This is a genomic window from Amycolatopsis sp. NPDC051071 (genome assembly GCF_040682875.1).
In the GTDB taxonomy this organism is placed as follows: Bacteria; Actinomycetota; Actinomycetes; order Mycobacteriales; family Pseudonocardiaceae; genus Amycolatopsis.
The window spans coordinates 12,718-31,676 of sequence record NZ_JBFBBY010000030.1; the positions used below are offsets into that span (position 1 = coordinate 12,718).

The 18,959-nt window shown below is 67.2% G+C and carries 12 protein-coding genes; 9 read left to right on the plus strand and 3 right to left on the minus strand.

Annotated elements, in window-relative coordinates; genetic code table 11:
- Positions 1-328 precede the first annotated feature (328 nt).
- The 3 genes from AB0M65_RS12985 to AB0M65_RS12995 all read left to right on the plus strand — a co-directional run bounded on the left by AB0M65_RS12985 (position 329) and on the right by AB0M65_RS12995 (position 9,248).
- Positions 329-3,829, plus strand: a complete 3,501-nt coding sequence (locus AB0M65_RS12985; RefSeq protein ID WP_364025982.1) for a DNA-directed RNA polymerase subunit beta — start codon at positions 329-331, stop codon at positions 3,827-3,829.
- Positions 3,830-3,952: 123 nt separating this feature from the next.
- Complete coding sequence (locus tag AB0M65_RS12990; RefSeq protein WP_364025985.1) at positions 3,953-7,864, plus strand: DNA-directed RNA polymerase subunit beta'; 3,912 nt, start codon at positions 3,953-3,955, stop codon at positions 7,862-7,864.
- Positions 7,865-8,144: 280 nt separating this feature from the next.
- Positions 8,145-9,248 carry a serine hydrolase domain-containing protein gene (locus AB0M65_RS12995; protein ID WP_364025988.1) on the plus strand — a complete coding sequence of 368 codons (1,104 nt, stop codon included), beginning with the start codon at positions 8,145-8,147 and terminating at the stop codon, positions 9,246-9,248.
- A 260-nt stretch (positions 9,249-9,508) separates the two neighbouring features.
- On the opposite strand, the gene AB0M65_RS13000 is transcribed toward AB0M65_RS12995, so the two are convergent.
- Complete coding sequence (locus tag AB0M65_RS13000) at positions 9,509-10,294, minus strand: M15 family metallopeptidase (protein ID WP_364025991.1); 786 nt, start codon at positions 10,292-10,294, stop codon at positions 9,509-9,511.
- 652 nt (positions 10,295-10,946) lie between these two features.
- Here AB0M65_RS13000 and AB0M65_RS13005 point away from each other — a divergent pair.
- The 6 genes from AB0M65_RS13005 (at position 10,947) to AB0M65_RS13030 (ending at position 16,372) form a co-directional block, all read left to right on the plus strand.
- Positions 10,947-12,746, plus strand: a complete 1,800-nt coding sequence (locus tag AB0M65_RS13005) for a hypothetical protein (protein ID WP_364026089.1) — start codon at positions 10,947-10,949, stop codon at positions 12,744-12,746.
- A 79-nt stretch (positions 12,747-12,825) separates the two neighbouring features.
- Positions 12,826-14,586 (plus strand): hypothetical protein, encoded by a 1,761-nt coding sequence (locus AB0M65_RS13010; protein ID WP_364026092.1) that lies wholly within the window; start codon positions 12,826-12,828, stop codon positions 14,584-14,586.
- 44 nt (positions 14,587-14,630) lie between these two features.
- On the plus strand, positions 14,631-14,864 hold the full coding sequence (locus AB0M65_RS13015; RefSeq protein WP_364025994.1) for a hypothetical protein: 234 nt from the start codon (positions 14,631-14,633) through the stop codon (positions 14,862-14,864).
- Between the two features lie 27 nt (positions 14,865-14,891).
- Entirely contained in the window at positions 14,892-15,125 is a 234-nt protein-coding gene (locus AB0M65_RS13020; RefSeq protein WP_364025997.1) for a hypothetical protein, read from the plus strand.
- 69 nt (positions 15,126-15,194) lie between these two features.
- Complete coding sequence (locus tag AB0M65_RS13025; protein ID WP_364025999.1) at positions 15,195-15,686, plus strand: hypothetical protein; 492 nt, start codon at positions 15,195-15,197, stop codon at positions 15,684-15,686.
- Between the two features lie 185 nt (positions 15,687-15,871).
- On the plus strand, positions 15,872-16,372 hold the full coding sequence (locus AB0M65_RS13030) for a GNAT family N-acetyltransferase (protein WP_364026002.1): 501 nt from the start codon (positions 15,872-15,874) through the stop codon (positions 16,370-16,372).
- On the opposite strand, the gene AB0M65_RS13035 is transcribed toward AB0M65_RS13030, so the two are convergent.
- Both AB0M65_RS13035 and AB0M65_RS13040 read right to left on the minus strand, forming a co-directional pair.
- Positions 16,369-17,784: a hypothetical protein gene (locus AB0M65_RS13035; RefSeq protein ID WP_364026005.1), complete on the minus strand. Its 1,416-nt coding sequence runs from the start codon at positions 17,782-17,784 to the stop codon at positions 16,369-16,371. The genes AB0M65_RS13030 and AB0M65_RS13035 overlap by 4 nt on opposite strands.
- A gap of 9 nt (positions 17,785-17,793) precedes the next feature.
- A complete protein-coding gene (locus AB0M65_RS13040) occupies positions 17,794-18,957 on the minus strand; it encodes a hypothetical protein (RefSeq protein ID WP_364026008.1) in 1,164 nt (387 codons plus the stop codon).
- Between the last annotated feature and the right edge of the window lie 2 nt (positions 18,958-18,959).

Consider the following 18,959-nt stretch of genomic DNA (forward strand, 5'->3'; position numbering starts at 1 on the left):
GGGACCACCGCGCGGCATCTTGACTGGGAGCCCGCTTGGGGTCACGCTTACTGCCAACGGTGAGAACCGGCGGTGCCCTTGCGGGAGGGACGAGCCGGGGAGGCCGAGGAGAGGCATACCTGAAGACGTCGCGACGCAGGCTGGGCCCCATCAGGAGCGCCCCCTGGACATACCGTGACGTTCGGGCTAGACTGCTTCTTTGCGCTGCCCTCTTTCAGGCTGCCCGGAGCCGGTAGTTAGGATAGTGGGCACACGGCACCCTTGACAGACCGCATCAGCTGTTGCTGACGCGGCTGCTCACCGCTCATTGTCCCCGGAAGGACGCATCTTGGCAGTCTCTCCCGCGAACCAGGCCACTGCTGCGACCACATCGGCTGTATCTCGCTCGGAGTCCACGGGAATCCCGGGAGCCCCCAAGCGGGTCTCCTTCGCAAAGATTCGCGAGCCGCTCAGCACCCCGAACCTGCTCGACGTGCAGATCAGGTCCTTCGAATGGTTCACCGGCGACGAGGCGTGGTTCGAACGCCGCGTCGAAGAAGGTGAAGAAAACCCGGTCGGCGGCCTGGAAGAGGTCCTCAACGAGATCTCGCCGATCGAAGACTTCTCCGGATCCATGTCGCTTTCCTTCTCCGACCCGCGCTTCGACGAGGTCAAGGCCTCCGTCGAGGAGTGCAAGGACAAGGACATGACGTACGCGGCCCCGCTGTTCGTGACCGCCGAGTTCGTGAACAACAACACCGGCGAGATCAAGAGCCAGACGGTCTTCATGGGCGACTTCCCGGTGATGACCGACAAGGGCACCTTCGTCATCAACGGCACCGAGCGTGTCGTCGTGTCGCAGCTGGTCCGTTCGCCCGGTGTGTACTTCGACAGCAGTGTCGACAAGACCACCGACAAGGACGTCTTCAACGTCCGTGTGATCCCGAGCCGGGGTGCCTGGCTCGAGTTCGACGTCGACAAGCGCGACACCGTCGGCGTCCGCATCGACCGCAAGCGCCGCCAGCCGGTGACCGTGTTGCTGAAGGCGCTGGGCTGGACCACCGAGGCGATCCGTGAGCGTTTCTCCTTCTCGGAGACGCTGCTCGCCACCCTCGAGAAGGACCACACCGCCGGCACCGACGAGGCGCTGCTCGACATCTACCGCAAGCTGCGCCCGGGCGAACCCCCCACCAAGGAGAGCGCGCAGACGCTGCTGGAGAACCTGTTCTTCAAGCCGAAGCGCTACGACCTGGCCAAGGTCGGCCGGTACAAGGTCAACAAGAAGCTCGCTCTCACCACGCCGTACGACACCGGGACGCTGACCGAAGAGGACATCGTCTCGACGATCGAGTACCTGGTCCGGCTGCACGCGGGCGAGGACAAGGTGACCATCGGCGACCAGACCATCCCGGTCGAGACCGATGACATCGACCACTTCGGCAACCGTCGTCTCCGCACCGTCGGCGAGCTCATCCAGAACCAGATCCGCGTCGGTCTGTCCCGGATGGAGCGCGTCGTCCGTGAGCGGATGACCACGCAGGACGTCGAGGCGATCACGCCGCAGACCCTGATCAACATCCGTCCCGTCGTGGCGGCGATCAAGGAGTTCTTCGGTACTTCGCAGCTGTCGCAGTTCATGGACCAGAACAACCCGCTGTCGGGGCTGACGCACAAGCGTCGTCTGTCCGCACTCGGCCCCGGTGGTCTGTCCCGTGAGCGCGCCGGCATGGAGGTCCGTGACGTTCACCCGTCGCACTACGGCCGCATGTGTCCGATCGAGACGCCGGAAGGCCCGAACATCGGCCTGATCGGTTCGCTCTGCTCGTACGCGCGGGTCAACCCGTTCGGTTTCATCGAGACCCCGTACCGCAAGGTCGTCGAGGGCCGCGTCACCGACCAGGTCGACTACCTCACCGCGGACGAGGAAGACCGTTTCGTGAAGGCGCAGGCGAACGCGCCGATCACCGAGGACGGCACCTTCGTCGAAGACCGCGTCCTGGTCCGTAAGAAGGGCGGCGAGGTCGAGCTGATCGACCCGCTCGACGTGGACTACATGGACGTCTCGCCGCGGCAGATGGTCTCGGTCGCGACGGCGATGATCCCGTTCCTCGAGCACGACGACGCGAACCGCGCCCTGATGGGTGCGAACATGCAGCGTCAGGCCGTTCCGCTGCTGCGCAACCAGGCGCCGTACGTCGGCACCGGTGTGGAGCTGCGTGCCGCGGTCGACGCCGGTGACGTGCTCGTGGCCGAGCAGTCCGGTGTCGTCGAGGAGCTCTCGGCCGACCTGATCACGATCATGCACGACGACGGCACGCGGAAGAGCTACGGACTGTACAAGTTCCGCCGCTCCAACCACGGCACCTGCTTCAACCACCGCCCGATCGTCAACGAGGGCGACCGGGTCGAGCAGGGTCAGGTCATCGCCGACGGCCCGTCCACCGAGAACGGTGAGATGGCGCTCGGCAAGAACCTGCTCGTCGCGGTCATGCCGTGGGAGGGCCACAACTACGAGGACGCGATCATCCTCTCGGAGCGCCTGGTGCAGGACGACGTGCTCACGTCGATCCACATCGAGGAGCACGAGATCGACGCCCGCGACACCAAGCTGGGCGCCGAGGAGATCACCCGGGACATCCCGAACGTCTCCGAGGAGGTACTGGCCGACCTCGACGAGCGCGGCATCATCCGCATCGGTGCCGAGGTCCGCGACGGCGACATCCTCGTCGGCAAGGTCACGCCCAAGGGCGAGACCGAGCTGACGCCGGAAGAGCGCCTGCTCCGCGCGATCTTCGGTGAGAAGGCCCGCGAAGTCCGCGACACCTCGCTGAAGGTGCCGCACGGCGAGACCGGCAAGGTCATCGGCATCCGCGTGTTCTCGCGCGAGGACGACGACGAGCTGCCCCCGGGCGTCAACGAACTGGTCCGCGTCTACGTGGCACAGAAGCGGAAGATCCAGCCGGGCGACAAGCTCGCCGGCCGCCACGGGAACAAGGGTGTCATCGGCAAGATCCTTCCCGCCGAGGACATGCCGTTCATGGAGGACGGCACGCCCGTCGACATCATCCTGAACACCCACGGTGTCCCGCGTCGGATGAACATCGGCCAGGTCCTGGAGCTTCACCTCGGCTGGCTGGCGTCGCAGGGCTGGAAGATCGAGGGCAACCCCGACTGGGCGAAGAACCTCAACGAGGAGCTCTACGACGTCGACCCCGGCACGAACACCGCCACCCCGGTGTTCGACGGTGCGAAGGAAGACGAGCTGACCGGCCTGCTCGGTGCCACCAAGCCGAACCGCGACGGTGAGCGCATGGTGAAGCAGAACGGCAAGGCCACGCTGCTGGACGGCCGCTCCGGCGAGCCGTACCCGTACCCGGTCGCGGTCGGTTACATGTACATCCTGAAGCTGCACCACCTTGTCGACGACAAGATCCACGCCCGCTCCACCGGTCCGTACTCGATGATCACGCAGCAGCCGCTGGGTGGTAAGGCACAGTTCGGTGGCCAGCGCTTCGGTGAGATGGAGTGCTGGGCGATGCAGGCGTACGGCGCCGCATACACGCTGCAGGAACTCCTCACGATCAAGTCGGACGACGTGGTCGGCCGCGTGAAGGTGTACGAGGCGATCGTCAAGGGGGAGAACATCCCCGAGCCGGGTATCCCCGAGTCGTTCAAGGTGCTCCTGAAGGAGCTCCAGTCGCTCTGCCTCAACGTCGAGGTGCTGTCCAGCGACGGTGCCGCGATCGAGATGCGCGACTCCGACGACGAGGACCTCGAGCGCGCCGCCGCCAACCTCGGCATCAACCTGTCCCGCAACGAGTCGCCCTCGGTGGACGACGTCGTGCACTGACGGCTGTCCGAGGCGGGGCCTGCCTCCCGTGGGCCCCGCCTCGACCGCCAACCCCTCTAGTCGACTGGGACATCTGGGGAGCGACCCCCAGACCCCCGAAATACCCCAAGGGGATGCAAAGACGTGCTGGACGTCAACTTCTTCGATGAGCTCCGCATCGGCCTCGCTACCGCCGACGACATTCGTCAGTGGTCCTTCGGTGAGGTCAAGAAGCCGGAGACCATCAACTACCGGACGCTCAAGCCCGAGAAGGACGGCCTCTTCTGCGAGAAGATTTTCGGCCCGACTCGGGACTGGGAGTGCTACTGCGGTAAGTACAAGCGGGTCCGCTTCAAGGGCATCATCTGCGAGCGCTGTGGCGTCGAGGTCACCCGCGCCAAGGTGCGCCGTGAGCGGATGGGCCACATCGAGCTGGCCGCCCCCGTCACCCACATCTGGTACTTCAAGGGTGTTCCTTCCCGCCTGGGCTACCTGCTCGACCTGGCGCCGAAGGACCTCGAGAAGATCATCTACTTCGCGGCCTACGTGATCACCGGTGTGAACACCGAGCTGCGGCACACCGACCTGCCGACCCTCGAGAACGAGATCGGCGTCGAGCGTAAGAACCTCGAGACCAAGCGTGACGCGGACATCGAGGCACGGGCGCAGAAGCTGGAAGCCGACCTGGCCGAGCTGGAGGCGGAGGGCGCCAAGTCCGACGTCCGCCGCAAGGTCAAGGAAGGCGGCGAGCGCGAGATGCGTCAGCTGCGTGACCGCGCCGGTCGCGAGCTGGACCGTCTCGAGGAGGTCTGGACGACCTTCACGAAGCTCGACGTCCGTCAGCTGATCGCCGACGAGCTGCTCTACCGCGAGCTCGTCGACCGCTACGGCGAGTACTTCACCGGCGGCATGGGCGCGGAGGCCATCCAGAAGCTGGCCACCGAGTTCGACGTCGCGGCCGAAGCCGACAACCTGCGCGACACCATCCGCAACGGCAAGGGGCAGAAGAAGCTCCGCGCGCTGAAGCGGCTCAAGGTCGTCGCGGCCTTCCAGGCCACCGGCAACGACCCGCGCGGCATGGTGCTCGACGCCGTCCCGGTGATCCCGCCGGACCTGCGCCCGATGGTCCAGCTCGACGGTGGCCGGTTCGCCACCTCCGACCTGAACGACCTCTACCGCCGGGTCATCAACCGCAACAACCGGTTGAAGCGGCTGATCGACCTCGGCGCGCCCGAGATCATCGTCAACAACGAGAAGCGGATGCTGCAGGAGGCCGTCGACGCGCTGTTCGACAACGGCCGCCGCGGCCGCCCGGTCACCGGTCCCGGTAACCGCCCGCTGAAGTCGCTGTCCGATCTGCTCAAGGGCAAGCAGGGCCGGTTCCGCCAGAACCTGCTCGGCAAGCGTGTCGACTACTCCGGCCGTTCGGTCATCATCGTCGGCCCGCAGCTGAAGCTGCACCAGTGCGGTCTGCCGAAGGACATGGCGCTCGAGCTGTTCAAGCCGTTCGTCATGAAGCGGCTGGTCGACCTGAACCACGCGCAGAACATCAAGTCCGCCAAGCGGATGGTGGAGCGCTCGCGCCCGCAGGTGTGGGACGTGCTCGAAGAGGTCATCACCGGTCACCCGGTGATGCTGAACCGTGCGCCGACCCTGCACCGCCTCGGTATCCAGGCCTTCGAGCCGCAGCTGGTCGAAGGCAAGGCCATCCAGCTGCACCCGCTGGTCTGTGAGGCGTTCAACGCGGACTTCGACGGTGACCAGATGGCCGTGCACCTCCCGCTGTCCGCGGAGGCGCAGGCCGAGGCCCGCATCCTGATGCTGTCGGCGAACAACATCCTTTCGCCGGCGTCGGGCCGCCCGCTCGCCATGCCGCGTCTGGACATGGTGACGGGTCTGTTCCACCTGACCCGTCTGACCGAGAAGGCCGAGGGGGCGGGCAACGCCTACTCCTCGCCTGCCGAAGCCATCATGGCGTACGACCTCAAGGCGCTGAGCCTGCACGCTCCGGTCAAGATCCGCATCACCGATCGTCAGCCCGCCAAGGCCGACGAGGCGAGGCTCGCGGAAAAGGGCTGGGAGCCGGGCAAGGCTTGGCTGGCCGAGACCACCCTTGGCCGCGTGCTGTTCAACGAGCTGCTGCCGGCGGACTACCCGTTCATCAACGAGCCGATGCCGAAGAAGCGTCAGGCCCTGATCGTGAACGACCTCGCCGAGCGGTACTCGATGACGCAGGTCGCGCAGACCCTGGACCGCCTGAAGGACGCCGGTTTCTACTGGGCGACCCGTTCGGGTGTCACGGTCGCGATCTCCGACGTGCTGGTCCCGACGGGCAAGAAAGCCATTCTGGACGAGTACGAAGGCAAGGCCGACCAGGTCGAGAAGCGGTACCAGCGTGGCCAGCTGTCGCACACCGAGCGCAACAACGAGCTCGTCAAGGTGTGGACGCAAGCCACCGAAGAGGTCCACAAGATCATGGAAACGGCGCTGCCGGACGACAACCCGATCGCGATGATCGTGAAGTCGGGCGCGGCGGGCAACATGACGCAGGTCCGGTCACTGGCCGGTATGCGTGGCCTGGTGTCGAACCCGAAGGGTGAGTACATCCCGCGTCCGATCAAGGCCAACTTCCGTGAAGGCCTGTCGGTGGCGGAGTACTTCATCGCGACGCACGGTGCCCGTAAGGGTCTGGCGGACACGGCGCTCCGTACCGCCGACTCGGGTTACCTGACCCGTCGTCTGGTGGACGTTTCGCAGGACGTCATCGTCCGTGAGACCGACTGTGGCACCACCCGCGGTATCAACATGCCGATCGGGCAGGTCCAGCCGGACGGCACGGTCCTGCGTGATCAGCACATCGAGACCAGCGTGTACGCCCGGAACATCGCGGTGGACGCGGTAGACCCGAAGGGCAACGTCGTGCTGAACGCTGGCGACGACATCGGCGACCCGGCCCTGGACAAGCTCGTGTCGAGCGGGATCGCCAAGGTCAAGGTGCGTTCGGTCCTGACCTGCGAGTCGGCCGTCGGTATCTGTGCCACCTGCTACGGCCGGTCCATGGCGACCGGTCAGCTCGTCGACGTCGGCGAGGCCGTGGGTATCGTCGCGGCCCAGTCGATCGGTGAGCCGGGTACGCAGCTGACGATGCGTACGTTCCACCAGGGTGGTGTCGCCGGTGACGACATCACGACCGGTCTGCCCCGTGTCCAGGAGCTGTTCGAGGCCCGGGTCCCGAAGGGCAAGGCGCCGATCGCCGACGTCGATGGCCGCGTGCGCATCGAGGAAAGCGAGCGGTTCTGGAAGATCACGCTGATCCCGGACGACGGCAGCGAAGAGATCGTCTTCGACAAGCTGTCCAAGCGTCAGCGGCTCGCGAACACCCCGAACGGCCCGCTGGGCGACGGTGACCGCGTCAACGTCGGTCAGCAGCTGCTCGAAGGCACGCCGGACCCGCACGAGGTCCTGCGGGTCATGGGGCCGCGCGAGGCGCAGATGCACCTGGTGGACGAGGTCCAGAAGGTGTACCGGGCGCAGGGTGTGTCGATCCACGACAAGCACATCGAGGTCATCGTGCGGCAGATGCTGCGCCGCGTGACGATCATCGACTCCGGTGCCACGGACTTCCTCCCGGGCGAACTGCCCGAGCGGACCAAGTTCGAGGCGAAGAACCGGGCGTCGGTCGCCGAAGGCGGCGAGCCCGCTTCGGGTCGCCCGGTGCTGATGGGGATCACGAAGGCCTCGCTGACCACGGACTCGTGGCTGTCGGCGGCCTCGTTCCAGGAGACCACGCGTGTCCTGACCGACGCGGCCATCAACGGCCGTTCGGACAGGCTCGTGGGCCTCAAGGAGAACGTGATCATCGGTAAGCTGATCCCGGCCGGTACCGGGATCAACAAGTACCGCAACATCCAGGTGCAGCCGACCGAGGAGGCGCGGGTCGCCGCTTACGCGATCCCGTCCTACGACGACGGCTACTACACCCCGGATGTCTTCGGCTCCACGCCGGGGGCGGCGGTTCCGCTGGACGACTACGACTTCGGCCGCGACTTCCGCTGATCCACTCTGCTCCACCGAAGCGCCCCTGGCTCCCGGCCAGGGGCGCTTCACTTTCCCCACCCTCTGCTCCGCCCCCGCTCCGCTCACCCGCCGACCTGCGTTTAGCGGGCAAATCGCGATCCGACGCCGCCAGCTCCACGCCCGGCCGACCCGCGTTTAGCGGGCTAATCGCGATCCGGCCGGGGTAGCGACGATCGGTGCGGTATCCGCCTGGATGCGCGACGGTTGGCGGGCGATCTCGGAGGTGTCGACCGAAAAGATGGTCGATATGGATCCCCTTGTGACAGACGAGAAACCAGCCACGGAGACTCTGCTCGATCCCGCAGAGCTGCGGTCTGCATTGGACGGTGTCCACCACGCGGGAGTACCGGGTGTGTTCGCCGAGGTGCGTCAGGGCGAGCAGGTCTGGCATGGCGCTTCCGGAGTCGCTGACCTCGACACCGGCAACCCCGTCCATCCCGGCATGCGGCAGCGCGTCGGCAGCATCACCAAGACGTTCGTCTCCGCCGCGGTTCTGCTGCAGGTCGAGAAGGGACACGTACGGCTCGACGCGCCGATCGGCGACTACCTGCCACGGCTGGTCCCAGGGGAGCGCGGCCGGAAGATCACGGTCCGGATGCTGCTCAACCACACCAGCGGCCTCGCCGAGTACCTCCCGTACGCCTTTCCGTCGCTCAAGGAACTCGCTCCCGAGAGCCTCGACGACAACCGCTTTCGGCAGTTCCGACCCGTCGAGCTGATCGCCTTGGGCGTCGATGCTCCCTCCACCGGCGAGCCGGGAAGCACTCCTGGCGTGTACTCGAACACGAACTACCTGCTCCTGGGTGAACTCCTGCAGCATCTGAGCGGCACCACGGCCGAGGAACACATCGCCGGCTCCGTCATCGAGCCCGCTGGTCTCACGCAGACTGGATTTCCCGGTGAGCCGCAGATCGAGGAGCCGCACTCGCGGATGTACGAGGCGCTGTTCGGCCGGATCGACCCGCCGCGCGACTACAGCGTCTACAACATGTCCTGGGTGATGCCCGGTGCCGGACTGATCTCGACCGTCGAGGACCTCAACCGCTTCTACGGCAAGTTGCTCGGCGGCGAGATCGTCACACCATCGTCGCTGGAGCAGATGCGGCGCACTGTCCCCGTCATCGCCCAGGACGGTCGGACGCTCGACTACGGCCTCGGTCTGTACAAGACCGAGACTGCCGACGGTGGCACATTCTGGGGTCACGACGGCACTGTCTGGGGAGCGTTGACGATGTCCTGGACCCGCGACGACGGCGGCCGTCAGTTCTCCGCCGCGATGAACCTCGCGAGGTGGACCAAGCCGGGCTCCGAGCCGCACCCCATCGACGACGCCCTGGCGACCTTCAAACGGCAAGCCATGTGACCCCCGACCGGAGCGCGTTTAGCCCGCTAAACGCGCTCCGGGGCGGGAGGCGCGACTCGCGTTTAGCGGGCAAAGTGCGATCTGGCTCGCCGGGGGACAGGCGCTCCCGGGTCGCGTTTAGCGGGCTAATCGCGACCCGGCGGCAGGGCGGGCCGACCTGCGTTTAGCCCCCTAATCGCGGTCTGGACGCGGGGGCGCGTGAAGTGCCCAGAGCGCGTTTAGCCCGCTAAACGCGCTCCGGTCGGGGGGAGGCGGGCAGGTCAGGGGCAGGTCAGGGAGCGCCGGGTGACGGGGAAGTCGAAGTAGGTGTCCGGGAACGGCTCCCCGTTGAACGTGTAGTGCCACCACTCCTCGGCGAGGTTCCGGAACCCCGCGGCCGCGAGCGTGCTCTTCAGCAGCTGCCGGTTCGCCCGCGCCTCGCCGGTGATCCGCGGGTCATCGGTGTGCGAAAGCGTGTCGAAGCAGTCGTACCCGGTCCCCATATCGACCATGTTGTCCGGGAACCGGCCCGGCGCGAAGCACGGCGTCAGGGGTTCGCCCGGCCGATAAGGCCGTTGCGGTCGCGGCGGCAGCTTCACGATCGTCAGGTCCACCGTGCTGCCGCGGCTGTGCCCCGACTTCTCCGCGATGTACCCATCGGCGAACAGTCGTTCCTTCGCCACATTCGGATAGAACTCCGCCTTCATCTTCTCGTCGGTGAGGTCCTTGGCCCATCGGACGAAGTGGTCGACGGCGTGCTGCGGCCGGTAGCAGTCGTACACCTTGAGGGTGTAGCCCTGCCGCAGCAGTCGCCGTTGGGCCGTGCGCAATCCCTCCGCGGCCTGGCGGGTCAGGAGACACAGCGGCTGGACGTATTCGTCGATCCGGCTGCCGACGAAGTTGTGCTGCCCGCGGTATCGGATCTCGTGCAGGATCGTCGGCGCCACGTCGGAGAGCGCGACGAACTCCGACGGCGCCTTCGGTTCGGAAGCCTGCGCGGGTACGGGAAAAGCGGTGAGTACGGCGAGAGCGGCAACGGCCAGCGCTCTTCTGAACGTCTTCGGCATGTGCCTGTCTTACCGCCTCCGGGTCACTCGCGGACCAGCCAATCGTGCGGTGCTCCGGGCGAGTTCCCGAGAATCGGTAACGAATTCATAACGGCGGAGTGTTCGGCGGACGCAGGTTACTGGGCCGTTGTGACCTGCAGTAGTGCCGCCAAGTGGCTTAATTCCCAATATTCGGAAAATCGCCACCCAATCGGTCTAGTGGCCGATCCGCATGGTGGGAAATTCACTCCGTCGTGGTGTCTCCCATTCTTTGATCACGAGATTGACACCCGGGCGGGTTCACACGAGTATTTCGCCCATGCAATCCCCAGTCGCCTTGGTGTGGCGCCGGCACGTTGACTTGCGGCAGCAAGCAAGCGCGCTGTGTATGGATTCCTGACCTATTCAGGCTCGTCGCGCCGTCGCTGAATTCGCGTATCCGAAACGGATATGCCCATTCCTCGTGCGCTGACGCTTTCCGCTGTGCCGCAACGGTTCCTTGCTCGAACCGGCGGCTGTTTGCTTTCCCCTGATCCGCGCCGGTGACGCCTGCGTGAAATGAGGGGAGGGGTGTGCCAATTGTCTGGCGCTTCGGTAGCGAAAACAGGGAGAAAGAATGCTATCCAACTCGCCTAAGCGGCGAAAAGAGTGGCGAAAAGTGGTGATAGGCGCCATGGCGGCGGCGCTCGCCGTGGGCATGGTGACCTATACCGGGTCCGCCACGAGTGCCTACGCCGACGTCCAGGTCGTCAAGGACGCGAAGAAGGCGGCCGACGGCAAGGAGTACTGGGTCCAGAACCACCTCGTGTCCAAGGACGTCGCGGCGTCCCGGAGTGCCGACGGCAAGCGCAAGAAGTGGCTGCTGGTCTGGGCCGGTGACGAGAACATCGCCGACACCCTTGTCAAGGACATCAAGAATCTGCCCGGCTCGCTCGGCGGCGGCCTCAACAAGATCAAGAACGCGTTGCCAGGTCCGGACTTCCTCGCCGTGATCGACGCGACGCAGGGCTCACCGACCTACGGCAAGGTGGTCAACACCGCCACCGTCGGCCCGCTCGTCGAGAACGAGCCGCACCACATGCAATACGTGTGGCACAAGGGAGACACGATCTACGCCGGCGCGTTGTTCGCCGCCGCGACGTACGCCTTCGACGTCTCCGCGTTGCCGCAACTGAAGCTCAAGGGCGTCAGCCTCCCGACCCAGACCCTCGGCGGTTCCGTGCCGGACGCGTACTGGGTGCTCAAGGACGGCACCGCGTACGGCACGTACATGGGCGGTCCGGTCGTTCCCGGCCCGCACACCTACGCCAACGGTTCCACCGTGGTGGGCAACGGTTTCGCCGGCAGCCCCGGCGAGGTCGTCCGCTTCGACCAGAACGCGCGGGTGCTTTCCGAGTCCCCGGCGGCCACACCGCAGGGCGACAACAAGAAGCTCTGCGACAACCTCCCGCAGCTGGACAAGCCGACGTGCGCCAACCCACACGGCATCCAGGCCCGCGAGGACCTCAACACGCTGGTCACCAGTGATTACGCCGAGCCGCGCAACATCATTCTCGACCCGGTGAAGCAGCCGTCGCCGTATCTGCGGCGCCCGACGGTCCGGACCTGGGACATCTCCGATCGCAACAAGCCGAAGCTGAAGGCGGTCTCGTACCTGCCGGACGGCCCCCGTGCCGACCCGGCGGACCCGCTGCACGCGGAAAGCCGCGCGGTCATGGAGACCACGGTGACCAACCAGCCCGGTCACAAGGGCGCGTTCGCCCAGACCATGCAGGGTGGCGCGGTGTTCTACACGCCGGACATCACCGCCAAGGAGCCGCACTGGATCCAGGTGTTCGACGACGGCGCCGCGAACAAGGCGATCCACCCGAACAACGATTCCAACGGTGGCGGGTCGAACGGTGGCTGGATCCAGACCAGCCCGGACGACAAATACCTCTACCGCGCGATCACCGGTCGCTCCAAGGGTGCGCTCGGCCCGGACGACCCCGGCACCACCGGTGGTGTGTACATCCTCGACATCCAGAAGCTGCTCGCCGCGGGCGACAAGGTCGAGAACATCCAGGGCCGGATCGACACGAAGGAGAAGTCGCAGCAAGGCGGGGGCGGCGACCTGCCGACCGTCGTCGGTGCCGCGGCGATCAACCCGGGCACACCGGGTGGCGGCCCGCACTGGGGCGCGTACGACAACTTCGTGCTCGGTGACGACGGCTTCTACCGCGAGACCGACAAGCCGCGGCACCTCGCGGTGTCGAACTACTTCGTCGCGCGGTCCGGTTTGGACGGTGACCACAAGGTCAACCTGCTGAACCTCGGTGAGGACGGGAAGCTCGGCGTCGACCAGAACTTCCGGGACGAATTCACCGGACAGGTCGGGATCAACTTCAACCGGAAGACCTGGCCGCATGGGTCCTTCGGCAACGCCAAACCGCACTCCGAACTGTTCGTCGTAGCGGACGCGGATCTCAAGTAACCCTGTTGGGCGCGGAAGGTCGTGGGTGGCGGGTCCGCCCGTCACCCACGATCCCGCCGACTGCTCGGAGAAGGTCCCCATGGATCACCACGTCATACCGGCGAGCTCGGGTTCGTCCGGAGCGGACCTCGCCCTGGTCCTGCTCCGGCTCGGACTCCTGCTGACCACCGCTTTCCTTGCCGGCAGCGGGATTCTGCGTCCGCTGGTCGGCGGCCTGCCCAAACGCCTGTACCTCACCCTCGGCGCACTCGGCGCGGTTTCCGCCGCGCTCGCCGCGGTTTCGGCCATCACGGTCGACGTCAACGTCCTCGCGTTGATCGTGCACATCCTGCTGGCACTGGCCATTCCGGTCCTCGTCAGGTGGCCGTCCGCTGGGCGCTGGGCCTCCCTCGCGCTCGCCGCGCTGGTGGTGCTCGAAACCTCGCTCGGGCGGTCCGGCGTCGAGTTCGCCATCGACACCGTTTACGTCGCGGCCGCCGCCCTGTGGTTCGGCGTCACGGTTCTTTCGGTCTGGTTGCCCGCCGTGCAGTGGCGCCAGACGAACTTCCGGCTCGGCCCGCTTTCCCTGACACTGGGCGGACTTCTCGTCGTCGCGGGTGCGGTTCACCTGTTCTCCTCTGGTCTCGGGTTCGACCGCAGGATCTACGAAACCTTCTTCGGCATCACGTTGCTGGTGATCGCCGTGCTGCCGGTTGTCGCCACTGTCGTCGCCGGATTCTTCTTGACGGGTACGGATTCCACCCGCTCCTACCGATTCGGTGCGGCCGCTGTCGCGGTCGGATTCGTTGCCTGGAGCGCCATCGCGGCCATTCCGAAGCCCGCCGAGCTGCCGACTCCCGGCGTGCCGCTACTGGCCGACGCCTCCGTCGGTGACCGGACGTTCCCGGTGCTGGTGAGTCCGCAGCGGCCCGGCAAGAACCTCGTCCACTTCCCGGCGAGCGCGGGCGACGAACTGTCCGCCGGAGTCGAAGGGGGGCTGATCGGCAAGGCCATCGTGCGCCCCGGCGCCGAAGGCAGCTGGGCCGAGGTCGACCTGCCGCGAGGACGCAGCGACCTGATCATCAGCCGCGGCGACCAGAAGACGACGATCGTCCTCGACGCCGGCGACGAGCAGGGGCCCGCCGTCGAGGACGTCGACGCGCCCGAGTGCGCTTCGGCGGCGCTGGGCGGCCTGATCGCCGATCGTCGCGAAGTCCTCACCTCTTGCCCTGCCGACGCGCTTTCCCGCGAGGACGGCGGGTCGCTCGTCAAGCTCGTCGAGTTCCTGGCCGGGCGCAAGCCTTCCGCGCTCACCCTCGTCGAGGACACGTCACCGCGCGGTGTGGCCGCCGCGAAGCTGGTCCGGGAGACGGCCGCCCGCTCCGGGCTTCCGGTGCGGGCCGAAGCCGGTCCGAACACCGCGCTGCTCGTCGTGTCCGGCTGGGCGGGCGGCTACACGGCGATGACCCGCGCGGCCGAGTCACAACGGCTCAAGCCGACCCATCAGTACGGCCTGTACCTGGCGCCCTGGCTGCTGAACGGCCCGATCGTGAACTCCGTCGCGAGCTCTTCGCTGCCACTGAGGTTCGACCCGCGCGAGCAGGTCGCCGTGAGTTTCGCGGTCGCCGCGGGCAACGCCTTCGGCGGCGAAAGCCCCACGCTCGGCGGGTTCCGGAACTGGCTCGGAGACCAGTGGACGTCGATCAACGGCGACGTCCAGATCTTCGCGGCGGCGCAGGTCAACGCGATGCCGATGTATCCGGGCGAACCGCACGCCGTCGGGATGATCGCCGACCGGAACTACGCGGGGCAATGGATCCCCGACGGCACGATCGTGCCGATCAGCTCGGTACTCCGCTAAGGATTCCGCTCGATTCCAGCAGCGGTAAGGAAAAGGGAGAAGAGATGAAGCGAATCGTGACCCGTGTGCTGCTGCCGCTCGCCGTGGCGGGCGCGCTGTCCGGACTGGCGGGCGGGGTCGCCTCGGCCGACCCGCTGCCGGGTCTGCCGACCGGTGGCGGCGCCCCCGCGCTGTGGCTGATCCCCGGCCTCGACCTCGGTGGCCTGCTCGGCCCGACCGTCCCGGTGCCCACCGAGGTCCTCGCCCCGATTTACGGGATCATCACGCCGATTTCGTAAGAACTGTTACCAGCAAAGGAGAATCCCTTGAAGAAGACCCTCAACCGCGCGATCACCGGTGCGGTGCTCGCCGGGCTCGTCGTGCTCGGTTCGGCCGCTCCCGCGCTCGCCGTTCAGGCTGCCCCGAACGATGTCGTGGTCGTCGACGAGCCCGACACGAGCGACCTCAACAACATCTGGACGTTCGCCCCGCTCGGTGTCCCGGCGCTGGGCCTCATCCAGTCCCTCAACGGCGTTCCCGGCAGGCTGCTGCCGTCCTGACTTCCACCGCGCGGCGCGGCTCCGGTCCGGGGCCGCGTCGCGTTTCGCTTCGCTTCGGTGAGGAGACCGATGGCCGACAGACAACTGATCGGGCGCATCGCGATCGCGGGGATCGTGGTGGCCGCGCTCGCGACCTGTGTGGTGCTGCTCAACGGCGGCGAGGAACCGCGAGCCGAGACCGTGGCCGTCGTCGGCGAGCCGACCGGCGCCGCGCCGTCGCGGGAGCCGGATCGCACGATCACCCGGACACTGAGCCAGGCGCGGCCGCAGCCGGTGTCGAACGACTGGCAGATCGCCTACGAGCTCGTCGGGACGGGGACCGCGACCGTGGTCTACGACTCGAACGGGCTGGGGCTGGTGCATCAGGAACTGCAGGTGACGCTGCCGTGGCGTAAGGAACTCACCTGGAAGAACACCGGCACCCCGCCGACCGTGCAGCTGATGGGGCAGGGCGAGGGCGCCGTCGAATGCCGGGTGGCCGTGGGTGGCGCCGTCGTCACCTCGGAGAAGTCCACCCCCGGCGAGGTCGCCACCTGCGCCGGCCGCCTTGCCCCCTCCTGACGTGCGTTTAGCCCCCTAATCGCGCTCTGGCGGCCAGGGTCCGCCCGGGTGCCCCAGAGCGCCTTTAGCGGGCTAATCGCGCTCCGGCGGCGGGGGTCTGCCCGGGTGCCCCAGAGCGCGATTAGGGGGCTAAACGCACGTCGGGGGCCCGAAAAATCGCTGGCCAGGGTCGCGAGGATGGGCACATGACCTGGAGCTTCGAACTCGTCGCCGTCGACCACCCGGACGCCGTCCGCATCCTGCGCGAGTACATGGTCGACGTCGCGACGCGCTATCACCAGCGCCACGTGCCCGACGAGGAGATCGACGGCTACCTCGAAGAGCAGCACAGCCGGGACCTGGTGCCGCCGACCGGAGCCTTCCTCCTCGCGCGACGCGACGGCGTGCTCGCCGGATGCGCCGGGGTGCGGGTCGCCATGCCCGGGACCACCGAACTCACCCGCGTCTTCCTCCGGCCGGAAGCGCGGGGCCAGGGCGGGTCCGCGCTGCTCGTAACCGCCGCCGAGGACGTCGCGCGCGACCTCGGGGCCACCGTCATGCGCCTCGACACCCGAAGCGACCTCGTCGAGGCGAGAGCTCTGTACGCGCGCCTCGGCTACGTCGAGATCGAGCCGTTCAGCGACGGCCCTTTCGCCCAGCACTGGTTCTCGAAGCCCCTGGTCCTGCCACTTTCAGAGCGCGTTTAGCCCGCTAAACGCAGGTCGGGGCGGCGCGGGCGCGGGAGGTAGGTCGCCTTCGCGAGGGCCAAGCCAACGAGGGCGGGGGCCAGGCCGATCAGCAGCAGGAAGACGCCGGTGTCGGTGCCTTCGATCAGCGGGTGCCACCAAAGTGGCCCGATCGACACGTCGACGACGTCACCCCGCTCCGGGAACGTGCCGAACGACATCCACCGCAGGTCGGTGACGCGGACCGTCTCCCCGGAAAGCTCATACGTGCCGTCCACCAGGTTGCCGTTGCCACAGCTGGTGCAGCTCGCCGTACCCGCCTCCGCCCGCTGGGTCGTGGTCACGGTGAGCCGCACTTCGGGGGCCAGCCCGGTTAACGCCGTCAGCGAGTTCACCGCTAGCGCCAGCCCCGGCAGCACCAGCGCGAGCGCGATCACCGAGCGGGCCACCAGGGAGAACATCGACAACGGCTGCCGGTCGGCGGCTTCGCGCCGCCGGTCGAGCGACCCGCCCTGCCCCGCACCGCCGGTGTCCGCCGCCTTCGCGACCGCATCGAACGCCTCATCACGCCAGTCCGCCGCCGCGGCCAGCAGCGCCAGCCGCCGCGCGCCGGTGAACATCCGCTGCTCGGTCAGCGCCCCCGCCTCGGTGACCCACAGCGAGCCGCCGTGCAGCGCGACCTCCCGGACCCGGAACCACACGTCGCGGGTCAGCAGATCGCGGACCGCGGGGGAGAGGAACGTGCGCGCGAACTCCGGATCGGACGTCGTGACCGTGAACCGGCGATCGAAGTCGGTCCCGGTCTCGAACCGCTGAAGCAGCGCGTCGGGCTTCGGCGCCCCGATCGTGTTCCGCGTGATGCGTGCGTCCTCGAACGGCGTGAACCGCTCCGGTTCGAACGCGCCGACATTCGGAGTGATGACCAGCGACGGCACCACGGGGGTCCGCAGCTGCACCAGGGAGTACGTCCCATCGATCAGGTCAGCTGTCCTGACCGGTTCGCCGAGGCCGCCCGGCGGCGTGAGCGAGTACTCGGCACCGAGCAGCCGGTGCCCGTTGTGGTCGAGCTCGACCAGCGCCGCCACGGAGTCCTCCTCCGAGTGGCTGACGGCGATGCCATGCCGAGGGAGGACACCGAAGCTCGCCGTCCCGGATCCGCCGAGCCGCTTGATCCACGTCGTCTGCCGATACCCCCGCCAGGCCACCAGGGCCACGATCACCAGCGGGACGGCGAACCAGAGCCACTGAGCCACGCCGGTCCCCGCCGAAAGCCAGTACAGCGACGTCTCCGAGAACGCGACACCCGCCACCGAGTAGCAGACGGCGGCCGCTTTCGGACGCCGTCCGTCGAACCGGTTACCCAGGAACAGCAGCCCGGCTCCGACGGCGTAACCGGCGGCGATGAGCCACGGCCCGCCCAGCTGAGGGTCCATCGGGCGACCCTACTGGTCCATGTCGAGGTTCTCGCGGGTCTCTTCTTCGGTGTGGTGCCCGCCGGTGCGGCCGTACTCCTGCCCGGCGATGGTGGTCCTCGAGTTGTCGATGGTCTTGTTCACGAAGTCGAAGCCCGCCTTGCCCGCGTACGCCGAACCCTTCGAGATGTCGGCGGGGTTGACCCCGACCACCTGCTTGATCGCCTGGTTCGGCACACCCTTGAGGACGTCCTTCGCGGCATCGCCGAACGTGCCCAGCTGGGTCCCGGAGCCCTTGGCGACCGCGCCGACGATCGACTTCTCCTGACCGGGGGTCATCCCGATCTTGCCTGCCTTCGTCAGCTTCGAACCCTGTTTGACCAGGTCGTCGGTCCACTTGAGCAGGAAGCCCATGAACTTGTCGAGCAGCTTCCCGAGCTTGCCGAGGTGTTTGGTGATCTTGCCCATCGCGCTCGCGGCCTTGGCGATGGTCGCGGTCATCGCGGCGGCCACCGAGGAGCCGAGGCTGACGATGGACGCGGCCAGTGCCGGCAGCCAGATGTAGATCGCCCAGGTGACCAGCTCGGAGATGATCGATTTGACGACCTCTTCGATGACGGTCATCACCATCGACCACATCTGCAGTGTCTCGGCCACCGTCCCGGCGCTGCTGCCGATGCCCTTGATACCGACGGCGAAGTCGCCGAGCGCGTTGCGAGCGGCGTCGCCTGCCTCGCCAACCCAGTCCTTCAGCGAATCGTCACCGGTTTTGACGAAGTCGTCGGCCAGTGTGACGAAGCCCTTGGCGATGTTGCCGAAGTTGCCGGCCGCGGTCTTGAGCGCCGGGCCGTCACCGGTGACGAAATGCAGTGCGTCCTGCAGTGGCTGGATCAGCTCGATCAGGATGTTGAGGCCGTTGCTGACCAGCCAGCCCACCGGGTCGAGCACGAAGCTCGCGAGGTCCGCTCCCGCACCAGCGATGAAGCCCGCGCCGTCCTGCACCAGCTGCCCGCCCGCGGCCGCGAGGTCACCGGGACCCTGCGCGGTACTGAACTTGTCGTAGGCGTTGGCAATCGTGGTGACGCCTTTGCCCGCGACAGGCACTTTCTTCGCCGCGTCGAGCGCGTTCTTGCCGAAGCTGTCGTCGCCGGTGATCTTGACGCCGTCGGCGACGCTCGCCTTCTCGTCGGTCATGC

What these genes read in the sequence shown, in the direction of transcription:
- AB0M65_RS13010 (WP_364026092.1), top strand. Translation starts at nt 12,826, where the DNA reads ATGGATCACCACGTCATACCGGCGAGCTCGGGTTCGTCCGGAGCGGAC.
- AB0M65_RS13025 (WP_364025999.1), top strand. Translation starts at nt 15,195, where the DNA reads ATGGCCGACAGACAACTGATCGGGCGCATCGCGATCGCGGGGATCGTG.
- AB0M65_RS13035 (WP_364026005.1), bottom strand. Translation starts at nt 17,784, where the DNA reads ATGGACCCTCAGCTGGGCGGGCCGTGGCTCATCGCCGCCGGTTACGCC.
- AB0M65_RS13030 (WP_364026002.1), top strand. Translation starts at nt 15,872, where the DNA reads ATGACCTGGAGCTTCGAACTCGTCGCCGTCGACCACCCGGACGCCGTC.
- AB0M65_RS13015 (WP_364025994.1), top strand. Translation starts at nt 14,631, where the DNA reads ATGAAGCGAATCGTGACCCGTGTGCTGCTGCCGCTCGCCGTGGCGGGC.
- AB0M65_RS13005 (WP_364026089.1), top strand. Translation starts at nt 10,947, where the DNA reads ATGGCGGCGGCGCTCGCCGTGGGCATGGTGACCTATACCGGGTCCGCC.
- AB0M65_RS13000 (WP_364025991.1), bottom strand. Translation starts at nt 10,294, where the DNA reads ATGCCGAAGACGTTCAGAAGAGCGCTGGCCGTTGCCGCTCTCGCCGTA.
- AB0M65_RS13040 (WP_364026008.1), bottom strand. Translation starts at nt 18,957, where the DNA reads ATGACCGACGAGAAGGCGAGCGTCGCCGACGGCGTCAAGATCACCGGC.